This is a genomic window from Rhodococcus sp. BP-332 (assembly GCF_019836065.1).
Taxonomy (GTDB): domain Bacteria; phylum Actinomycetota; class Actinomycetes; order Mycobacteriales; family Mycobacteriaceae; genus Rhodococcoides.
This window is the reverse complement of the sequence record NZ_JABUEC010000002.1, coordinates 977,600-991,033: the sequence shown is the minus strand read 5'-3', so window position 1 is coordinate 991,033 and position 13,434 is coordinate 977,600. Positions and strand designations below refer to the sequence as shown.

Genomic DNA, 13,434 nt, shown 5'->3' with positions numbered 1-13,434 from the left:
CCTCGTCAGGAGAGGTACGGACGGAGCTGCGGCAACGCTTCGCCCGCGTGCTTGGCGTTGATGCCGTCGCCGATCGCCTGCAGCTTCCACTCGCTCCCGGCTCGGTACACCTTGGCCATGACCAGCCCGGTGAACGGCATGCCGCCCTGCAGCGTGAAGCGTGCCAGCTCGGTGTTGATCGTGTTGTCGACCAGGCGGGTGAAGGCGTTCGCCACCTGCTCGAACGTCTGCCCGCGGTACGAGGTCACGATGAAGACGATCGAGCTCACATGGGCGGGCACCCGCGTCAGGTCCACCGTGATCACCTCGTCGTCGCCCTCGCCCTCGCCGGTGAGGTTGTCGCCCTGGTGGACGATCGACCCGTCCTTCGACCGCAGCTGGCCGAAGTAGACGACGTCGGCGTGCTTGTCGCCGGAGAACATCAGCGCCGAGGCGTCGAGATCGACGTCCGCGCTGCGCCCGCCTCCGAAGAAGCCGGCCTTCTTGATGGGGTCCCAGCCGAGGCCCATGCGGATGGTGGTCAGTGCGACGCCACCGTCCTTCTTCAGCGTCACCTTCTGACCCTTGGTGAGGCTGACGGGCCGAGCCTTCGTCAGGCTCACCTCGGCGGGGGCCGCGGGCGCAGAAGGTGCCGGAGGTGACGCGGGCGGCGGCGTGGGGGCCGGCGGAGGTGTGGGAGCGGCAGGCGGAGGTGTGGGTGCAGCAGGCGCAGGCGCCGCTGCGGGAGCGTCGTCCACCGAGACCCCGTGGTCACCGACGAGAGCGGCGAACCCGCCCGCGTAACCCTGGCCCACGGCACGGACCTTCCAGCCGTCGCCGCGCCGGTACAGCTCGAGCGCGATGACGATGGACTCCGTCGTGAGGCCGTCCACGGTGTACGAGTAGAGCGTCGCACCGGTGCCGCCGTCGATCACGTGGGCGGTGGGCGCGGAGACGCGTCCGAAGCTGCTCGACGAGTCGTCGAGCGTGACGACGACTCGGATCTGCGTGATGTCGGCCGGGACCGCGGCGAGGGTCACGGCGACTTCCTGCAGCCCACCCTGGCCCGGAACCAGCTGCACACCGGGGCCGGAGGGCTGGTTGAAGAAGACGAAGTCGGCGTCGGAGCGAACCTTGCCGCTGTCGGTGACGAGCAGGGCGGAGATGTCCGCCGGTGCGGTCAGCTCGAGACCGATGCGAACGGTGGCGGTGGACAGAGGAGCATTCTGTCCCTTGGTCAACGGCTGTGCAGCCACGTCTCGTCCTCTTCCGGGGTGGTCGGGTACGTCCGAATTCAGCGTACGTGTGTCGGCGGGGCAGCGGCGGAGCCCGACGTGCCGGCCGTTGCCCGGAACCAGTGCAGGATCTCCTCGCTCGCAGCACCGCCGGACCGTTCGGTGACCACCAGCCCGGGGGCGTCCCACTGCAGCAGTTCCAGTTCACCGTGCCGCGGACGGATGGCGGCGGTCGCGGCACGAAGCATCTCCGCGTCGAGGGCGCCGTCCCCGGCGGCGAGCACCGGGGCGTCGGCCTCCAGCGTTCCCGCGTTCACGCACCGTCGGCGCACCTCGGCGACGGCATGCGACTTGCACACCGCGTCGGGCATCGCATAGACCTTGCGGCCCTGCCGGGACACGCCCCAGCCGCGCTCGGTGCACCAGTGTGCGAACTCGTCGACGAAACCCTCGGGCATCGTCTCCACGTTCACGACGAGGTAGCAGAACAGATCGTCCGCCGTCCGCTGCGTGAGCACCCACGAGTCGTCGCCCCGCCGTGTCATCTCCGCGGTCACCTCCGCGAGCGGCACCGCGGACCCGGCGACGGCGTCCTCGACGGCGCGGCGCCAGTCGAGATCCGGCTCACCGTCGACGAGGATGGTGGCCCCGTTGGTCGTGATCGCATGCCGCCAGGGTGCTCCCGGCAGGGCGATGCGTCGGAACTGCTCGACGGTGCGCGTCGTGGTCGGCACCACCACCACCTCGGACGCGAGGCTGGTGAGCAGGTCCGCGGCGCGTGTGGTCATGTACGACAGCGGAGCGCCCTCGTAGTACTCGACGCAGCGCACGTCGTCGTCCTGTCCGTCCGTGCGACCCTCCGCCAAGGCGGTGGCGCTGTAGATCATCGTGCGGTCGAGATCGGTCGCGACCAGTGCGGTCCTCGCCTCGGTCACGAGACGTCCCGGACGAGACCCATGCAGGAGTAGGCGAGATCGGGAACGACGTCCACGGGCACTCCCCTCGCCTCGGCGAGCATCCGGATGTGGCGGTGCTCCGGCGCCCGCGCGTCGCGCACGAGAACGCGCCACGGGACCCGGCGGAGCAGCACGCGGGTGGTCTCTCCCACTCCGGGTTTGACGAAGTTGACCGTGCTGATGCCGTACTCCTCCCGTACACGCTCGACCGAGGCCCAGCCACTCCACGTCGGTGTCCGGTCGGCGGACCGTACCGTCGACAGTCCCTTTGCCACGGCGTCCGCGACATCGTCGAATCTGGCGGACACGCTGTCCAGCAACAGGTTCGACACGTCCACCGCGGCGAGGTCGGCGTAGAACTTGGCGCCGTGGAACTCACCGGGCCCGATGAGCGTGTCGTTGAGCACGGTGCGGGAGATCAGGCCCGACACCGTCGAGTTGAGGCATGCCGACGCGATGAGGAAGTCGTCGCGGGTGCCGTAGGTGGTCACACAGTGCCCGGGGTCCGCCAGTACCGCGAGCCGGTCGTCGAAGCGGGGGCCTCCCGCCCGGTGCACCGCGTCGAGGGCGGCGGTCAATTCCCGAGTGATGGCGCCCTTGCCGGTCCACCCGTCCACGAAGACGACGTCGGCCGGGTCGTGGTGACGGGCGAGATGATCCAGTGCGGCCGAGTCGATTCCGCGGTCGCGCACGATGGACACGGCGTAGTGCGGCCACGTCAGACCGCGCACGTCCCGCGCCCAGCGGCGCATCAGGATGCCGATGGGGGTGCCGGCGCGGGCGAGAGAGGCGAGCACCAGGTTCTCACCGCGCTCGGCGATCACCAGATCGGTGACGACGCCGACCGCGGTGGCGAGGCGCGTCGCGCTCTCCTCCAGGACGGTGGCGAACAGGTCGCGGTAGGCGGCATCGGGTTGATACTCGACGGGCAGGCTCTCGGCGTAGTGCGCTGCGCCCGATTGGATCTGCTGCTCCCGCGACGCGGTGTCCGCCTCCAGCGAGACGTGCGAGAGATCCTTCAGGAGCCAGGACACCTCGCCCGCCGCGTAGGACCCGAACGCCGGACCGTGCAGCGGTGCCGTCATCGAGACTCCGTCCGCAGCGAGTGCGGATCCGCCGCCACCACGGCGACGGTGACGTCGATACCGGTGCGGGTAAGGGCGTCCACGAGACCGTCCGGACCCGTCAACGCCTCGGTGTCCGCGGGCGGATCCACGACGAGAAGAACGGGGCTCGGCGCCTCCTCGTCCGGCACCCGAGCGTTGTAGAGATGACGTCGGCCACCGGCCGCGGGTTCCGGTGCGACGAACGAGAAGCCGCGCCGCAGCGGGTAACCCGGCTCGTCGAGCACATGAGCGGGTGAGCGGGTGGTGGTCTGGAACAGTGTCGGCGTTCCGCGGTCCGACAGTGCGCGGGCGATGCGGAGCGGGAGGTACATCAGTTCCTCGTGCCCGATCACGACGGTGGTGCCCGAGCCGAGGTGCGGTCGCAGCAGATCGGCCGACTCCTCGACCGCGGCGTCGAAGGCGGCGACGTCCTCGGCCCGAAAACCGTGGCGACCGCCGTCGGGCACTCCGGCCGGCCAGGGCACGTCGACCCTGGTGACGGTCCCTCGGTGGGGAGCATCCACCGGTGCAGACGCAGCGGGTAGCGCTTCCACGACGGCGATGATGTCGTCGGGCAGATGCACGGTGCCCGTCGCGAGCGACACCGAGTCGATGACCACCCCGAGTTCCGCAGCGACGCGGTCGGTCTCGCGGCGCTGATCCGCCGAGCGCATGTCGACGAGCGAGGCGATCACGTAGCGCGCCCGCGGCGCGAGTGCGTGCACCGCGCGAATGGCACCGAGGGCCGTCGTTCCCGTGGAGATCTCGTCGTCGACCAGAACCATCGGGAGGTAAGAGGGCAGGTCGCGCTCCGGATCGGTGGGTAGGAGGCGATGATCCGTCGCGTGCGAGTGGCCCTCCTCGAACTCACCGTGCACGGCGAATCCCTCGACGGGTCGACGGGTCGAGTGGATGTAGGACCGTGCGCCGAGGCGCGTCGCCACGCAGTGGCCGAGTCCCGTCGCGGTCTCGGCGAATCCGAGTACCACCACGCCGTCGTCGTGCCCGGCGAGCACGTCGGCGCACAGGGAGCCCAGGAGCTCACCTGCTCGGATCACCTCGGCCGGGTCCTGCGGGATGTGTTTGCCCAGAACGGTCGACACCAGCAGGTGTGCCCGGCGCGGGTTGCGCCGCAGCCCCGGCTGCACCAGGTCGCCCACCCGCCGGCCCACCGACGAGGTGCCGTGCTCGAGGACGAGCCCCAGTTCCGCTGTCGCCCAGGGCAGTCGACGGCCCATCGCGCGGCTCATCGTGCAGTGCCGGTCGTGGACGCGGGACGCCTGGCCAGTGCCTGCATCACGTCGACGAACGACACACCCTCGGCGGTGACGCCGAAGACGGCGGCCCGGCGCAGCGTCTGCTCGGCCCACGGCCGGTGCGGACCGAGTTCGTTCATCTTGTTGCCGTAGCCGGAGGCGAGGACGCCGCCTCCGCCGGAGGACGACGCGATGGCCTGTGCATCCTGATACTCCTCGTGGGTGACCACCGACAGCGAGTGCACGGCGGCGACGTGGGACGGGTGGATGACGGTCTTGCCGTGCAGCCCGTTGGCACGGTCGAGCGCGACCTCACGGAGCAGACCGTCGATGTCGCGGCTGACCAGCTGCTGGCGGAAGCGGACGGCGTCGTGCTCGGCGAAGGGCGTGGCTCGCAGCATCGGGCGGAACAGCCGCTCGTGGTCGGCGAAGTACTCCCAGACCGGGCCGGTGACGACGAAACCCGTTCCGTCACTGCGCCCGAGGTGGTTGACGATGGCGCCGATGGTGTCCGCGACCACCCGCACGTCGTAGATCGTCAGGTCGCGGTCGCGTCGGATCCCGAAGGCGCCGCTCATGTCGGTGGCACCGACTCGCACCGCCAGGACGCTGTCGCGGTATCGGTCGAGCACGTCACGTGCACCGGCCAACTCGTCGTCACGGGTCTCCCGGTAGACCATCTCGCGGGACTCCATCACGGGCATGACCACCAGGTGTCTGCCCGCTGCGGCCGACCGAGCGGCCACCTCCTCGAGAAACTTCTCGCCGCTCTCCGGCCGGAACTTGGGAAGAACGAAGCCGTGCAGGACGTCGATGCCGGTGGTGAGACGGTCGCAGACGTGGTGCATGTCCTCCGCCGTGCGGACGCGGACGAAGACGGCGGCCTCGGGCGGATCGACGGCAAGTGCGTCCAGCGCGGCGACGACGTGTCCGCGCGCCGCTTCGAGGTCGGCGTCGGCAACGGCGTCCTCGAGATCGAGCACGACGGACCGGGAGCCCTCGGCCGCGCGCTTGCGTACCGTCTCCACCAGGTTCGCCCTGGTGGCCGGGACGTAGAGCGTGGCGCCCAGGGCGAGCGCCCGCGTCGTGAGGTCGCTCTCCGCGGTCACGGCGACGGGCGGGCGGTGGAACAGGTACTCGAGTGTGGCGGGTTCCAGGTGAGAGAAGTGCTGCACTGCAACCCCTTTCGTATCAGGTCCGACTCTGTCGGCCGCGGATGCGGTCGACCACACCGGAGATGAAGTCCTCGACGGAATCGAGTTCGCGCAGGTACGCCCAGTAGTCGGGTCGGCCCGTTCCGAGTGCCGCGGCGGCCCTCTCGATCCGTGCGAGCTGAGCATCCAACACCGAGCCCCATTCGGCAACCAGTCCCCGGTCGACGGCCAGCAGCTGCGCGTCGCGCAGCCGGAACCGGACGCGGCGATCCACGGCCCCGGGGTCGTCCCGCACCTCGCGCAGGCGTGCCAGGCGTCCGGTGACGGCCTCGATGTCCGCCTCCGCGTCGGCCAGATGCTGCCGTGCGGCGGTGATCCGGTCGAGTGCCTCCTCCGGATCGCCTCGGTCGCGTGCGGTCGCCGCGTCGTCGATGTCGCGGGCCGCCTCGACCATGTGGGTCTCGCAGTTCTCCCGAGCTCGGGAGAGATCGTCCGAGCTGGCGGCCACGAACTCGCGCAGCAGGGCGGAGTAGGCGGGCGCGATGTACTCGGCCTTGGTGCCGACCGCCTGGAGCCGAGTGCGGACCGATGCCAGGGCGGTGGACGCCGATCCGGCGCGGCCGGGTGCCTCGGCGAGTGCCTGGCGGAGATCGTCCGCGGCGGAGCGCACCTGCGCTGCGCGGCCGGTGACCGCGGTGCCGCTGCCCCCGGATTCCGCCGCCGCGAGACCGTCCAGTGCACGGTGTACCGCGGCGACGGCGTCACGCACGGAGCGATAGGAGTGGTGCGGTTCCGATCCGGTGACGGTTGCCAGCACCGAGGTCGCCGCGGTGCGTGCGTCGTTCGCCAGGCGCGGGACCGCGGCGTACTCGAGTGTCGCGTGCTCGAGCCGTGCCCGGTGCGCCTCGTAGAACTGGTCGACCGCGGCGCTGGCGGCGGAGAGGTGGGCGATGGCGGTGGCGAAGGCGTCGTACGCCTCCTCGCTCGCGTCGGACTCGGGGCGCTCCGTGGCCGCCAGATACGAGGCACCCGCTGCGAAGCACTGCTCCTCCACCGGCCGCCAGCGCGCTCGCAGACTGTCGTCCGACCTGCCCAGTCGTTCCAGCGCGTCGACCCCCGCGGATGCGATCGACTGACGCTTGTCCATGTCGAGGAAGGTCCGGACCGTGTCGGCCCGGATGGCGGCGACCGCCTCGGTGCGCGCCCGGCCGCGGCTCAGGCGCCCGGGCCAGCGGTGTGTCACCCGCCCGATGGTACTGGCGGCGCCGTTCTCGGACGCGCCGGCGATCTCGAGTCGCACCGGCTCGCGGGAACGCTGGTGCGATGCCACACGTTGGGGGTATGAACGCGAGTGGACAGCACTTTCCAGCACGCGACCGGTAGCACGCAACCGAAAGGACTCGAGCCATGGGCGTCAGCCTGACCAAGGGTGGCAATGTCTCCCTCACGAAAGCCGCACCGAACCTCACGGCCGTCTCGGTGGGTCTCGGATGGGACATCCGCACGACCACCGGCACCGACTTCGACCTCGATGCCAGCGCCATCGCGCTCGGTACGGACAAGAAGGTGGTCAGCGACCAGCACTTCGTGTTCTTCAACAACCTGAAGAGCCCCGACGGGTCGATCGAGCACACCGGTGACAACACCACCGGTGAGGGCGACGGCGACGACGAGGTCATCAACGTCGAGCTCTCCGCCGTGCCGCCGAACATCGACACCATCAACTTCCCGGTGTCCATCTACGAGGCCGACGCACGCTCGCAGTCGTTCGGCCAGGTCCGCAACGCCTACATCCGCGTCGTCGACAAGTCCAACGGCACCGAACTCGCCCGCTACGACCTCAGCGAGGACGCCTCGACGGAGACCGCCATGGTGTTCGGCGAGCTCTACCGCAACGGTGCGGAGTGGAAGTTCCGCGCCGTGGGACAGGGCTACGCCTCCGGTCTGGCCGGCATCGCCCGCGACTTCGGAGTGAACGTCTGACCCCTGTGAAGGAGTAATGTCCCGCTCGACGGGGCATTCGGTCCGAGTACCGGAGAGTGTTGCGCGTCGTCCTCGTCGGACGGCGCTGCGACACTCTCCGTTGCATGTGGGGGCAACGACGCCCCGTCGCCGGAGCCCGCAGGGATCGACACCAGAGAAAGGCCACCACCCGTGGTTCTACGCATCTTCGGATGGTCGTTCGCGATCACCGCGCTCGCCATCGTGGTGGCCTTCATCTACGGGAGCTGGCAGGCCGTCGCTCTCGTCGTGATCCTCGGCATCCTCGAGGTGTCGCTGTCCTTCGACAACGCGGTCATCAACGCGACGGTCCTGCGCCGGATGAGCGAGTTCTGGCAGAAGATCTTCCTCACCATCGGCATCATCATCGCCGTCTTCGGTATGCGGCTGGTCTTCCCGCTGGTCATCGTCTGGGCCGCGTCCGGCCTGGGCCCCGTGGCGGCGCTCCGTCTCGCGCTCAACCCGCCCGCGGACGACGCCGCCTACTTCCCCGACGGCAGCCCGTCGTACGAGACGCTGATCACCGACGCGCATCCGCAGATCGCCGCGTTCGGTGGCATGTTCCTGCTCATGCTGTTCCTCGGCTTCATCTTCGAGGAGCGCGAGCACACCTGGCTCTCGTGGATCGAGAAGCCGCTGGCCAAGGCAGGCAAGCTCGACATGATGTCCGTGATCGTCGCCGGCATCCTGCTGGTTCTCGCGGCCGAGTTCATGGCGGAGGACGACAAGATCTCCACGGTCATGGTGTCCGGCGTGCTGGGCATGGTCACCTACATCGCGGTGAACGGCCTCGGCAATCTGTTCCACGTCCCCGGTGAAGACGAGGAGGAGGCCTCCGGCGGGCCGTCGGACCTCGCGAAGGCCACCGGCAAGGCCGGCTTCTTCCTGTTCCTCTACCTCGAGGTCCTCGACGCGTCCTTCAGCTTCGACGGCGTCATCGGCGCGTTCGCCATCACCGCCGACCCCATCATCATCGCCCTGGGCCTCGGCTTCATCGGTGCGATGTTCGTGCGGTCGCTCACGGTCTATCTGGTGCGCAAGGGCACGCTCGACGACTACGTGTACCTCGAGCACGGCGCCCACTGGGCCATCGGCGCACTGTCGATCATCCTGCTGGTCTCGATCGGCGTGCACATCAACGAGATCATCACCGGACTCGTCGGTGTGGTCCTCATCGGACTGTCGTTCCTGTCCAGCGTGCGCCGTAACCGGCGCCTCGCGGCCGAGGGGCATGCCGACGACGCCAAGGTGCACATCCAGGAATGACGGGCGGACCTCAGAGTTCGTCGATGTCGATCAGGCCGTCCTGCAGGGCCCGCGCGACCAGGGATGCCTTGGTCGGTGCGGGCCGGCCGACGGCCGCGTACTTCTGACGGATCCGCGTCAGGTGGGTGTTCACCGTTCCGAGCGAGAGGAACATGCTGGCCGCGACGGCCGGCTTGGAATCGCAGCGGAACCAGCTGATGAGCACCTCGATCTCACGAACCGTGAGGTTGGGGCGCTGGTAGGTGGTGCTGTCGGTGTGGCCATGCGTGCGAACGGTGGCCGAGCCGTCCTGATCCGGACGGCGCCATGTCGTGGTCGTCACTGGTGTGCCCTTGTTTCTCGTGTCCCTGGCTTCGGTCGAACTGCCGGTTTCTTCAGCAGTCTCTCACCGAACAGTCGGTTTTGTCATCGTTCCCCGGAGAATGACTCGTCACGAACTCTGCCGGACGAGTGCACACATTCTGTAAAAGGCGCAGGTCGACGGACGGCTCAGCTGTCGATGCGGCTGCGCAGAACGTCCCGGGCCGCCGGCCATTCGTCGTCGGTCATCGAGAACAGCGCCGTGGTGCGCCACGTTCCGTCGACGCGGCGACGATGCTTGCGCAGCAATCCCTCGAAGTGTGCGCCGAGCTTGCCGATCGCCGCACGGGACTGCTCGTTCAGTGCGTCGGTGTGCCACTCCACCCGCACCACGCCGGCGGAGCCGAAGGCGTGCTCGAGCAGAAGGAACTTCGACTCGGGGTTGATCCTGGTTCCCTGGGCCGAGCGCGAGAGCCAGGTGTATCCGATGGCGACGCTCCGATTCGAGGCGTCGATCTGATAGTAGGACGTCGTGCCGACCGCGACGCCGGTACGCGCGTCCCGCTGCAGGAACGCCCGCCGCGCCGTGTCCGCGAGGGCGGTGTCGATGTACGCGCGGGCGGTCGTGTCGTCGGACACGACGGATCCGGTCCAGCGGAAGATCGCGGGGTCGTCCGCGGCCGCCGCGAGCTCGCCCGCGTGATCGGGCGTCAGCGGCTCGAGGTGCACGTGCTCGCCGAGCAGGGGGACGGGATCGAACGGCGTGCTCACACGGGTACCTCCGCTTCGGCGTCGGTCCGGCGACGCGGGGACCGGGTGGGACGGGCGTCGAGAGTGCGGCGACGGGACCGTGCGAACAGGACGACGAGAACGACCAGCAGCACGGCGCGCACCCACACCCCGAACACCACGACGTTCTCCTCGGTGGTCGCGTCGCTGCCACTCGACAACGCGGCGAAGTACCGGAAGACGCCGACACCGAGTACGACGTCGGTGATCAGGTAAGCCGTCACCACGTGCCAGGGAACGTGCAACAGGACGAAGAACGGGACGAGCCACAGCGTGTACTGCGGTGAGTGCACCTTGTGGAACAGAAGGAACGCCACGAGCATCACCGCGCTGGTCTGCACCCAGGGGTAGGTGCCCTCCGCGAGACGTCGACGCCAGCCGAACCACAGCGCGGCGGCGAACGACACCAGCACCAGCAACGGCGAGAGCACCGAGACCAGGCTCTGGTACGCCTGGTCGTTGGCGGCGCTCATGTCCGGCGTCGCCGACGGCACGTCGTAGAGGATCCGCAGTCCCCAGTACCAGATCGAGTTGGTCGTGATGTCGGCCTGCCGCATGCCCTGGAAGGCGAACGACGCCCGCCATCCGTCGTAGCCGAGGATCGCGAAGGGCAGGTTGACGGCGGCCACCACGGCAGCGGCGACGGCGATCACTCCGGCCGCCCCGCGCACGTCGAGTCGGCGCGGCGACCGGCGTGCGGACACGGGGGACTCCACCCCGCCCACGCCCCCGGCCAGGACGTACGACGCGAGCGGGAGAACGAAGGCGCCCGGATAGAGCTTGAGGCAGAAGCCCACCGCCAGGAGTGCCGACGCAAGATACGCCCGACGTCGGAGCGGCATGCGGGTGGACATCACGTACACGGCGCCGACGGTCGTCGCCACCACGGGGAGTTCCCAGTTGTGGAACGCGTAGAGAACCAGCGCGGGGCCGGCCGACCAGAGCAGCGCGACGCGGCCGCCGAGGCGTCCGAGCATCCAGGCGGTCACCGCGCCGAACGGTGCGAGCAGGAGCGCCGAGTAGAGGAGGAACTGGGCGTCGGTGTGGCTCGCCAGACCGCCGACCCACATGAGAAGTCCGCTGAGCACCGGGTACTCGACGGTTCCGCCGGTGAGTGTGCCGTCGGCGGAGATACCGCCGGTCAGGTAGGGGAACAGGTGCTGATCGATGCCGCGGTCGAGCCACAGGAACTGGATGTCGGAGTAGCAGACGGACGAGTCCTTGATGCGGTCGAACGCCAGACTGCGTCCGGTCTCGTCGAAGGGTGCTCCCGCGCACCGCGCCTTGTTGACGTAGCCGAGCACCATCGTGATCACCGAGATCGCGGTGACGGCGGCCGCCGTGGCGACCCCGGCGCGGCCGGAGATCGTCGCGCGGCCGGTGGTCATGAGGACAAGAGTAGGTGCCCCGGACCTCGCGCCGTGCTGTCCGCACCGTCGATCCGCCGATTTCGTGGTGAGCCGCGGTCCAGGTACCCTGGACCGGTTGCTGACGCAACGACCCTCCTGTCACGGATCGTCCGTGACCGTTTCACAGTCCATAGGAGGTGATGAGGTCTTATGCGTCATTACGAACTGATGGTCATCCTCGACCCCAATCTCGACGAGCGCACGGTCGCCCCGTCGCTGGATACGTTCCTGAACGTCATCCGCAAGGACGGCGGCAAGGTCGACAAGGTCGACGTGTGGGGAAAGCGCCGTCTCGCCTACGAGATCGAGAAGCACGCCGAAGGCATCTACGCGGTGATCGACATCAACGCGGAGCCCGCCACGGTGTCGGAGCTCGATCGCCAGCTCGGCCTGAACGAATCGGTGCTGCGCACCAAGGTTCTGCGCCGCGGCAAGTGATCCCTCGTGTCACCGTCTCGCCCTAGGCTGACGGCAACCGAGAAGATCATGCGCTGACAAGGCACGAGAAAGAGGAATCATGGCAGGCGAAACCGTCATCACCGTCGTCGGGAACCTGACGGCCGATCCCGAACTCCGATTCACCCCCGCAGGTGCAGCGGTCGCGAACTTCACCGTCGCGTCCACGCCCCGCACGTTCGATCGTCAGTCCAACGAATGGAAGGACGGCGACGCACTCTTCATGCGCTGCAACATCTGGCGCGAGGCTGCGGAGAACGTCGCGGAGTCGCTCACCCGCGGTGCGCGAGTCGTCGTGACGGGTCGGTTGCGGCAGCGTTCCTACGAGACGCGTGAAGGCGAGAAGCGCACTGTCGTCGAACTCGAGGTCGACGAGGTCGGTCCCTCCCTGCGGTACGCGACGGCCAAGGTCAACAAGGTCAGTCGTGGCAGCGGCGGAGGCGGCGGCAACAGCGGCGGCGGGTTCGGTGGTTCCTCCGGTGGATCGGGTGGCTCGTCGAGCCGTTCGTCCGGTGGCAGCTCGGGCGGTGACGATCCGTGGGGCAGTGCCCCGCAGGCATCGGGATCGTTCGGTGGCTCCCGTGGCGGCGGCGACGACGAACCGCCGTTCTGATCCGGTACGCACCACACATGCAGTGAATCAAGATTCGGAGATTGTCCATGCCTAAACCGCCTTTGCGCGACAAGGTGATCAAGAAGAAGGTCTGTGCCTTCTGCAAGGAAAAGAACACGTCCATCGACTACAAGGACACGACGTTGCTGCGTAAGTACGTCAGCGACCGCGGCAAGATCCGCGCTCGTCGTGTCACCGGCAACTGCGTCCAGCACCAGCGGGACATCGCCATCGCAGTCAAGAACTCGCGTGAGGTAGCACTGCTGCCCTACGCCGCGACTGCGCGATAAGGGGAAAGGTAACCATGAAGCTCATCCTCACCGCTGATGTCGACAACCTCGGCGCACCCGGAGACACCGTCGAGGTCAAGGACGGCTACGGACGTAACTTCCTGCTGCCCCGTGGACTGGCCATTGCGGCCACCCGCGGAGCACAGAAGCAGGTCGAGGGCATCCGTCGTGCCCAGGAAGCTCGCGCCGTGCGCGGGCTGGACCATGCCAACGAGCTCAAGCAGGCCATCGAGGGCCTGACGTCCGTGACGCTGTCGGTGCGAACCGGCGGCTCGGGCAAGCTCTTCGGTGCGGTCACCGCAGCCGACGTCGCCGCTGCCGTCAAGAGCGCCGGTGGCCCGGTGCTCGACAAGCGCAGCATCGAACTGCCGAAGTCGCACGTGAAGTCCACCGGAACGCACCGCATCACCGTGGCGCTGCACCCCGATGTGACGGCGTCGTTCGACCTCGAGGTCACCGCCTCGTAAGCATCACCGACACGCAGTACCGAATGCCCCGGCCGATTCTCGGCCGGGGCATTCTGCGTTTGCGTTCGTTCTTTTCCTGCCTGTCTCGGCCGTCCTCCGGCGTGGGCGAGGTGGTGATTCTGTACGCGGTGAGTGTTTCCGGGTGGGTCCACTGGCA

15 protein-coding genes are annotated in these 13,434 nt (G+C 68.6%); 6 read left to right on the top strand and 9 right to left on the bottom strand.

The genetic code is table 11. The features are described 5' to 3' along the window. Positions 1 to 5 precede the first annotated feature (5 nt). Genes HQ314_RS10380 through HQ314_RS10355 form a run of 6 tightly spaced genes read right to left on the bottom strand, consistent with a single transcriptional unit; the run spans position 6 to position 7,016 of the window. On the bottom strand, positions 6 to 1,235 hold the full coding sequence (locus HQ314_RS10380; protein ID WP_308119343.1) for a TerD family protein: 1,230 nt from the start codon (positions 1,233 to 1,235) through the stop codon (positions 6 to 8). A 38-nt stretch (positions 1,236 to 1,273) separates the two neighbouring features. Further along, positions 1,274 to 2,101, bottom strand: coding sequence for a hypothetical protein (locus tag HQ314_RS10375; protein ID WP_056442152.1), 828 nt, complete (start codon positions 2,099 to 2,101; stop codon positions 1,274 to 1,276). A gap of 44 nt (positions 2,102 to 2,145) precedes the next feature. Further along, complete coding sequence (locus HQ314_RS10370) at positions 2,146 to 3,255, bottom strand: cysteine protease StiP family protein (protein WP_222649966.1); 1,110 nt, start codon at positions 3,253 to 3,255, stop codon at positions 2,146 to 2,148. Beyond that, positions 3,252 to 4,526, bottom strand: a complete 1,275-nt coding sequence (locus HQ314_RS10365) for a phosphoribosyltransferase family protein (RefSeq protein ID WP_222646435.1) — start codon at positions 4,524 to 4,526, stop codon at positions 3,252 to 3,254. The genes HQ314_RS10370 and HQ314_RS10365 overlap by 4 nt, the downstream gene beginning before the upstream one ends. After that, entirely contained in the window at positions 4,523 to 5,707 is a 1,185-nt protein-coding gene (locus HQ314_RS10360) for an HpcH/HpaI aldolase/citrate lyase family protein (protein WP_056440932.1), read from the bottom strand. The genes HQ314_RS10365 and HQ314_RS10360 overlap by 4 nt, the downstream gene beginning before the upstream one ends. Before the next feature lie 16 nt (positions 5,708 to 5,723). Next, positions 5,724 to 7,016, bottom strand: coding sequence for a hypothetical protein (locus HQ314_RS10355; RefSeq protein ID WP_056440935.1), 1,293 nt, complete (start codon positions 7,014 to 7,016; stop codon positions 5,724 to 5,726). Between the two features lie 77 nt (positions 7,017 to 7,093). Here HQ314_RS10355 and HQ314_RS10350 point away from each other — a divergent pair, with 77 nt between their 5' ends. Next, positions 7,094 to 7,669, top strand: coding sequence for a TerD family protein (locus tag HQ314_RS10350; RefSeq protein WP_027506015.1), 576 nt, complete (start codon positions 7,094 to 7,096; stop codon positions 7,667 to 7,669). Positions 7,670 to 7,840: 171 nt separating this feature from the next. Continuing rightward, on the top strand, positions 7,841 to 8,953 hold the full coding sequence (locus HQ314_RS10345; RefSeq protein ID WP_056440938.1) for a DUF475 domain-containing protein: 1,113 nt from the start codon (positions 7,841 to 7,843) through the stop codon (positions 8,951 to 8,953). Between the two features lie 10 nt (positions 8,954 to 8,963). Here HQ314_RS10345 and HQ314_RS10340 read toward each other — a convergent pair whose 3' ends face one another. The 3 genes from HQ314_RS10340 to HQ314_RS10330 form a co-directional block, all read right to left on the bottom strand. After that, the gene (locus tag HQ314_RS10340; protein ID WP_081821310.1) at positions 8,964 to 9,275 is read right to left on the bottom strand and encodes a LuxR C-terminal-related transcriptional regulator; all 312 of its coding nucleotides are present in this window, start codon (positions 9,273 to 9,275) and stop codon (positions 8,964 to 8,966) included. Between the two features lie 167 nt (positions 9,276 to 9,442). Continuing rightward, the gene (locus HQ314_RS10335) at positions 9,443 to 10,024 is read right to left on the bottom strand and encodes a GNAT family N-acetyltransferase (protein WP_056440941.1); all 582 of its coding nucleotides are present in this window, start codon (positions 10,022 to 10,024) and stop codon (positions 9,443 to 9,445) included. Beyond that, entirely contained in the window at positions 10,021 to 11,430 is a 1,410-nt protein-coding gene (locus HQ314_RS10330) for a glycosyltransferase 87 family protein (RefSeq protein ID WP_056440943.1), read from the bottom strand. The genes HQ314_RS10335 and HQ314_RS10330 overlap by 4 nt, the downstream gene beginning before the upstream one ends. A gap of 171 nt (positions 11,431 to 11,601) precedes the next feature. On the opposite strand from HQ314_RS10330, the gene rpsF reads away from it, so the two are divergent. The 4 genes from rpsF (at position 11,602) to rplI (ending at position 13,277) form a co-directional block, all read left to right on the top strand. Next, the gene (gene rpsF / locus HQ314_RS10325) at positions 11,602 to 11,889 is read left to right on the top strand and encodes a 30S ribosomal protein S6 (RefSeq protein WP_027506019.1); all 288 of its coding nucleotides are present in this window, start codon (positions 11,602 to 11,604) and stop codon (positions 11,887 to 11,889) included. A gap of 79 nt (positions 11,890 to 11,968) precedes the next feature. Next, positions 11,969 to 12,520 (top strand): single-stranded DNA-binding protein, encoded by a 552-nt coding sequence (locus HQ314_RS10320; protein ID WP_027506020.1) that lies wholly within the window; start codon positions 11,969 to 11,971, stop codon positions 12,518 to 12,520. Between the two features lie 47 nt (positions 12,521 to 12,567). Next, positions 12,568 to 12,810, top strand: coding sequence for a 30S ribosomal protein S18 (gene rpsR / locus HQ314_RS10315; protein ID WP_027506021.1), 243 nt, complete (start codon positions 12,568 to 12,570; stop codon positions 12,808 to 12,810). 14 nt (positions 12,811 to 12,824) lie between these two features. After that, on the top strand, positions 12,825 to 13,277 hold the full coding sequence (gene rplI / locus HQ314_RS10310) for a 50S ribosomal protein L9 (RefSeq protein ID WP_027506022.1): 453 nt from the start codon (positions 12,825 to 12,827) through the stop codon (positions 13,275 to 13,277). Positions 13,278 to 13,434: the final 157 nt, after the last annotated feature.

Bases quoted from the DNA above. Each gene is read 5' to 3' on its own strand.
- HQ314_RS10350 (WP_027506015.1), top strand. From the start codon at position 7,094: ATGGGCGTCAGCCTGACCAAGGGTGGCAATGTCTCCCTCACGAAAGCC.
- rpsR (WP_027506021.1), top strand. From the start codon at position 12,568: ATGCCTAAACCGCCTTTGCGCGACAAGGTGATCAAGAAGAAGGTCTGT.
- HQ314_RS10330 (WP_056440943.1), bottom strand. From the start codon at position 11,430: ATGACCACCGGCCGCGCGACGATCTCCGGCCGCGCCGGGGTCGCCACG.
- HQ314_RS10320 (WP_027506020.1), top strand. From the start codon at position 11,969: ATGGCAGGCGAAACCGTCATCACCGTCGTCGGGAACCTGACGGCCGAT.
- rpsF (WP_027506019.1), top strand. From the start codon at position 11,602: ATGCGTCATTACGAACTGATGGTCATCCTCGACCCCAATCTCGACGAG.
- HQ314_RS10375 (WP_056442152.1), bottom strand. From the start codon at position 2,101: ATGATCTACAGCGCCACCGCCTTGGCGGAGGGTCGCACGGACGGACAG.
- HQ314_RS10370 (WP_222649966.1), bottom strand. From the start codon at position 3,255: ATGACGGCACCGCTGCACGGTCCGGCGTTCGGGTCCTACGCGGCGGGC.
- rplI (WP_027506022.1), top strand. From the start codon at position 12,825: ATGAAGCTCATCCTCACCGCTGATGTCGACAACCTCGGCGCACCCGGA.
- HQ314_RS10365 (WP_222646435.1), bottom strand. From the start codon at position 4,526: ATGAGCCGCGCGATGGGCCGTCGACTGCCCTGGGCGACAGCGGAACTG.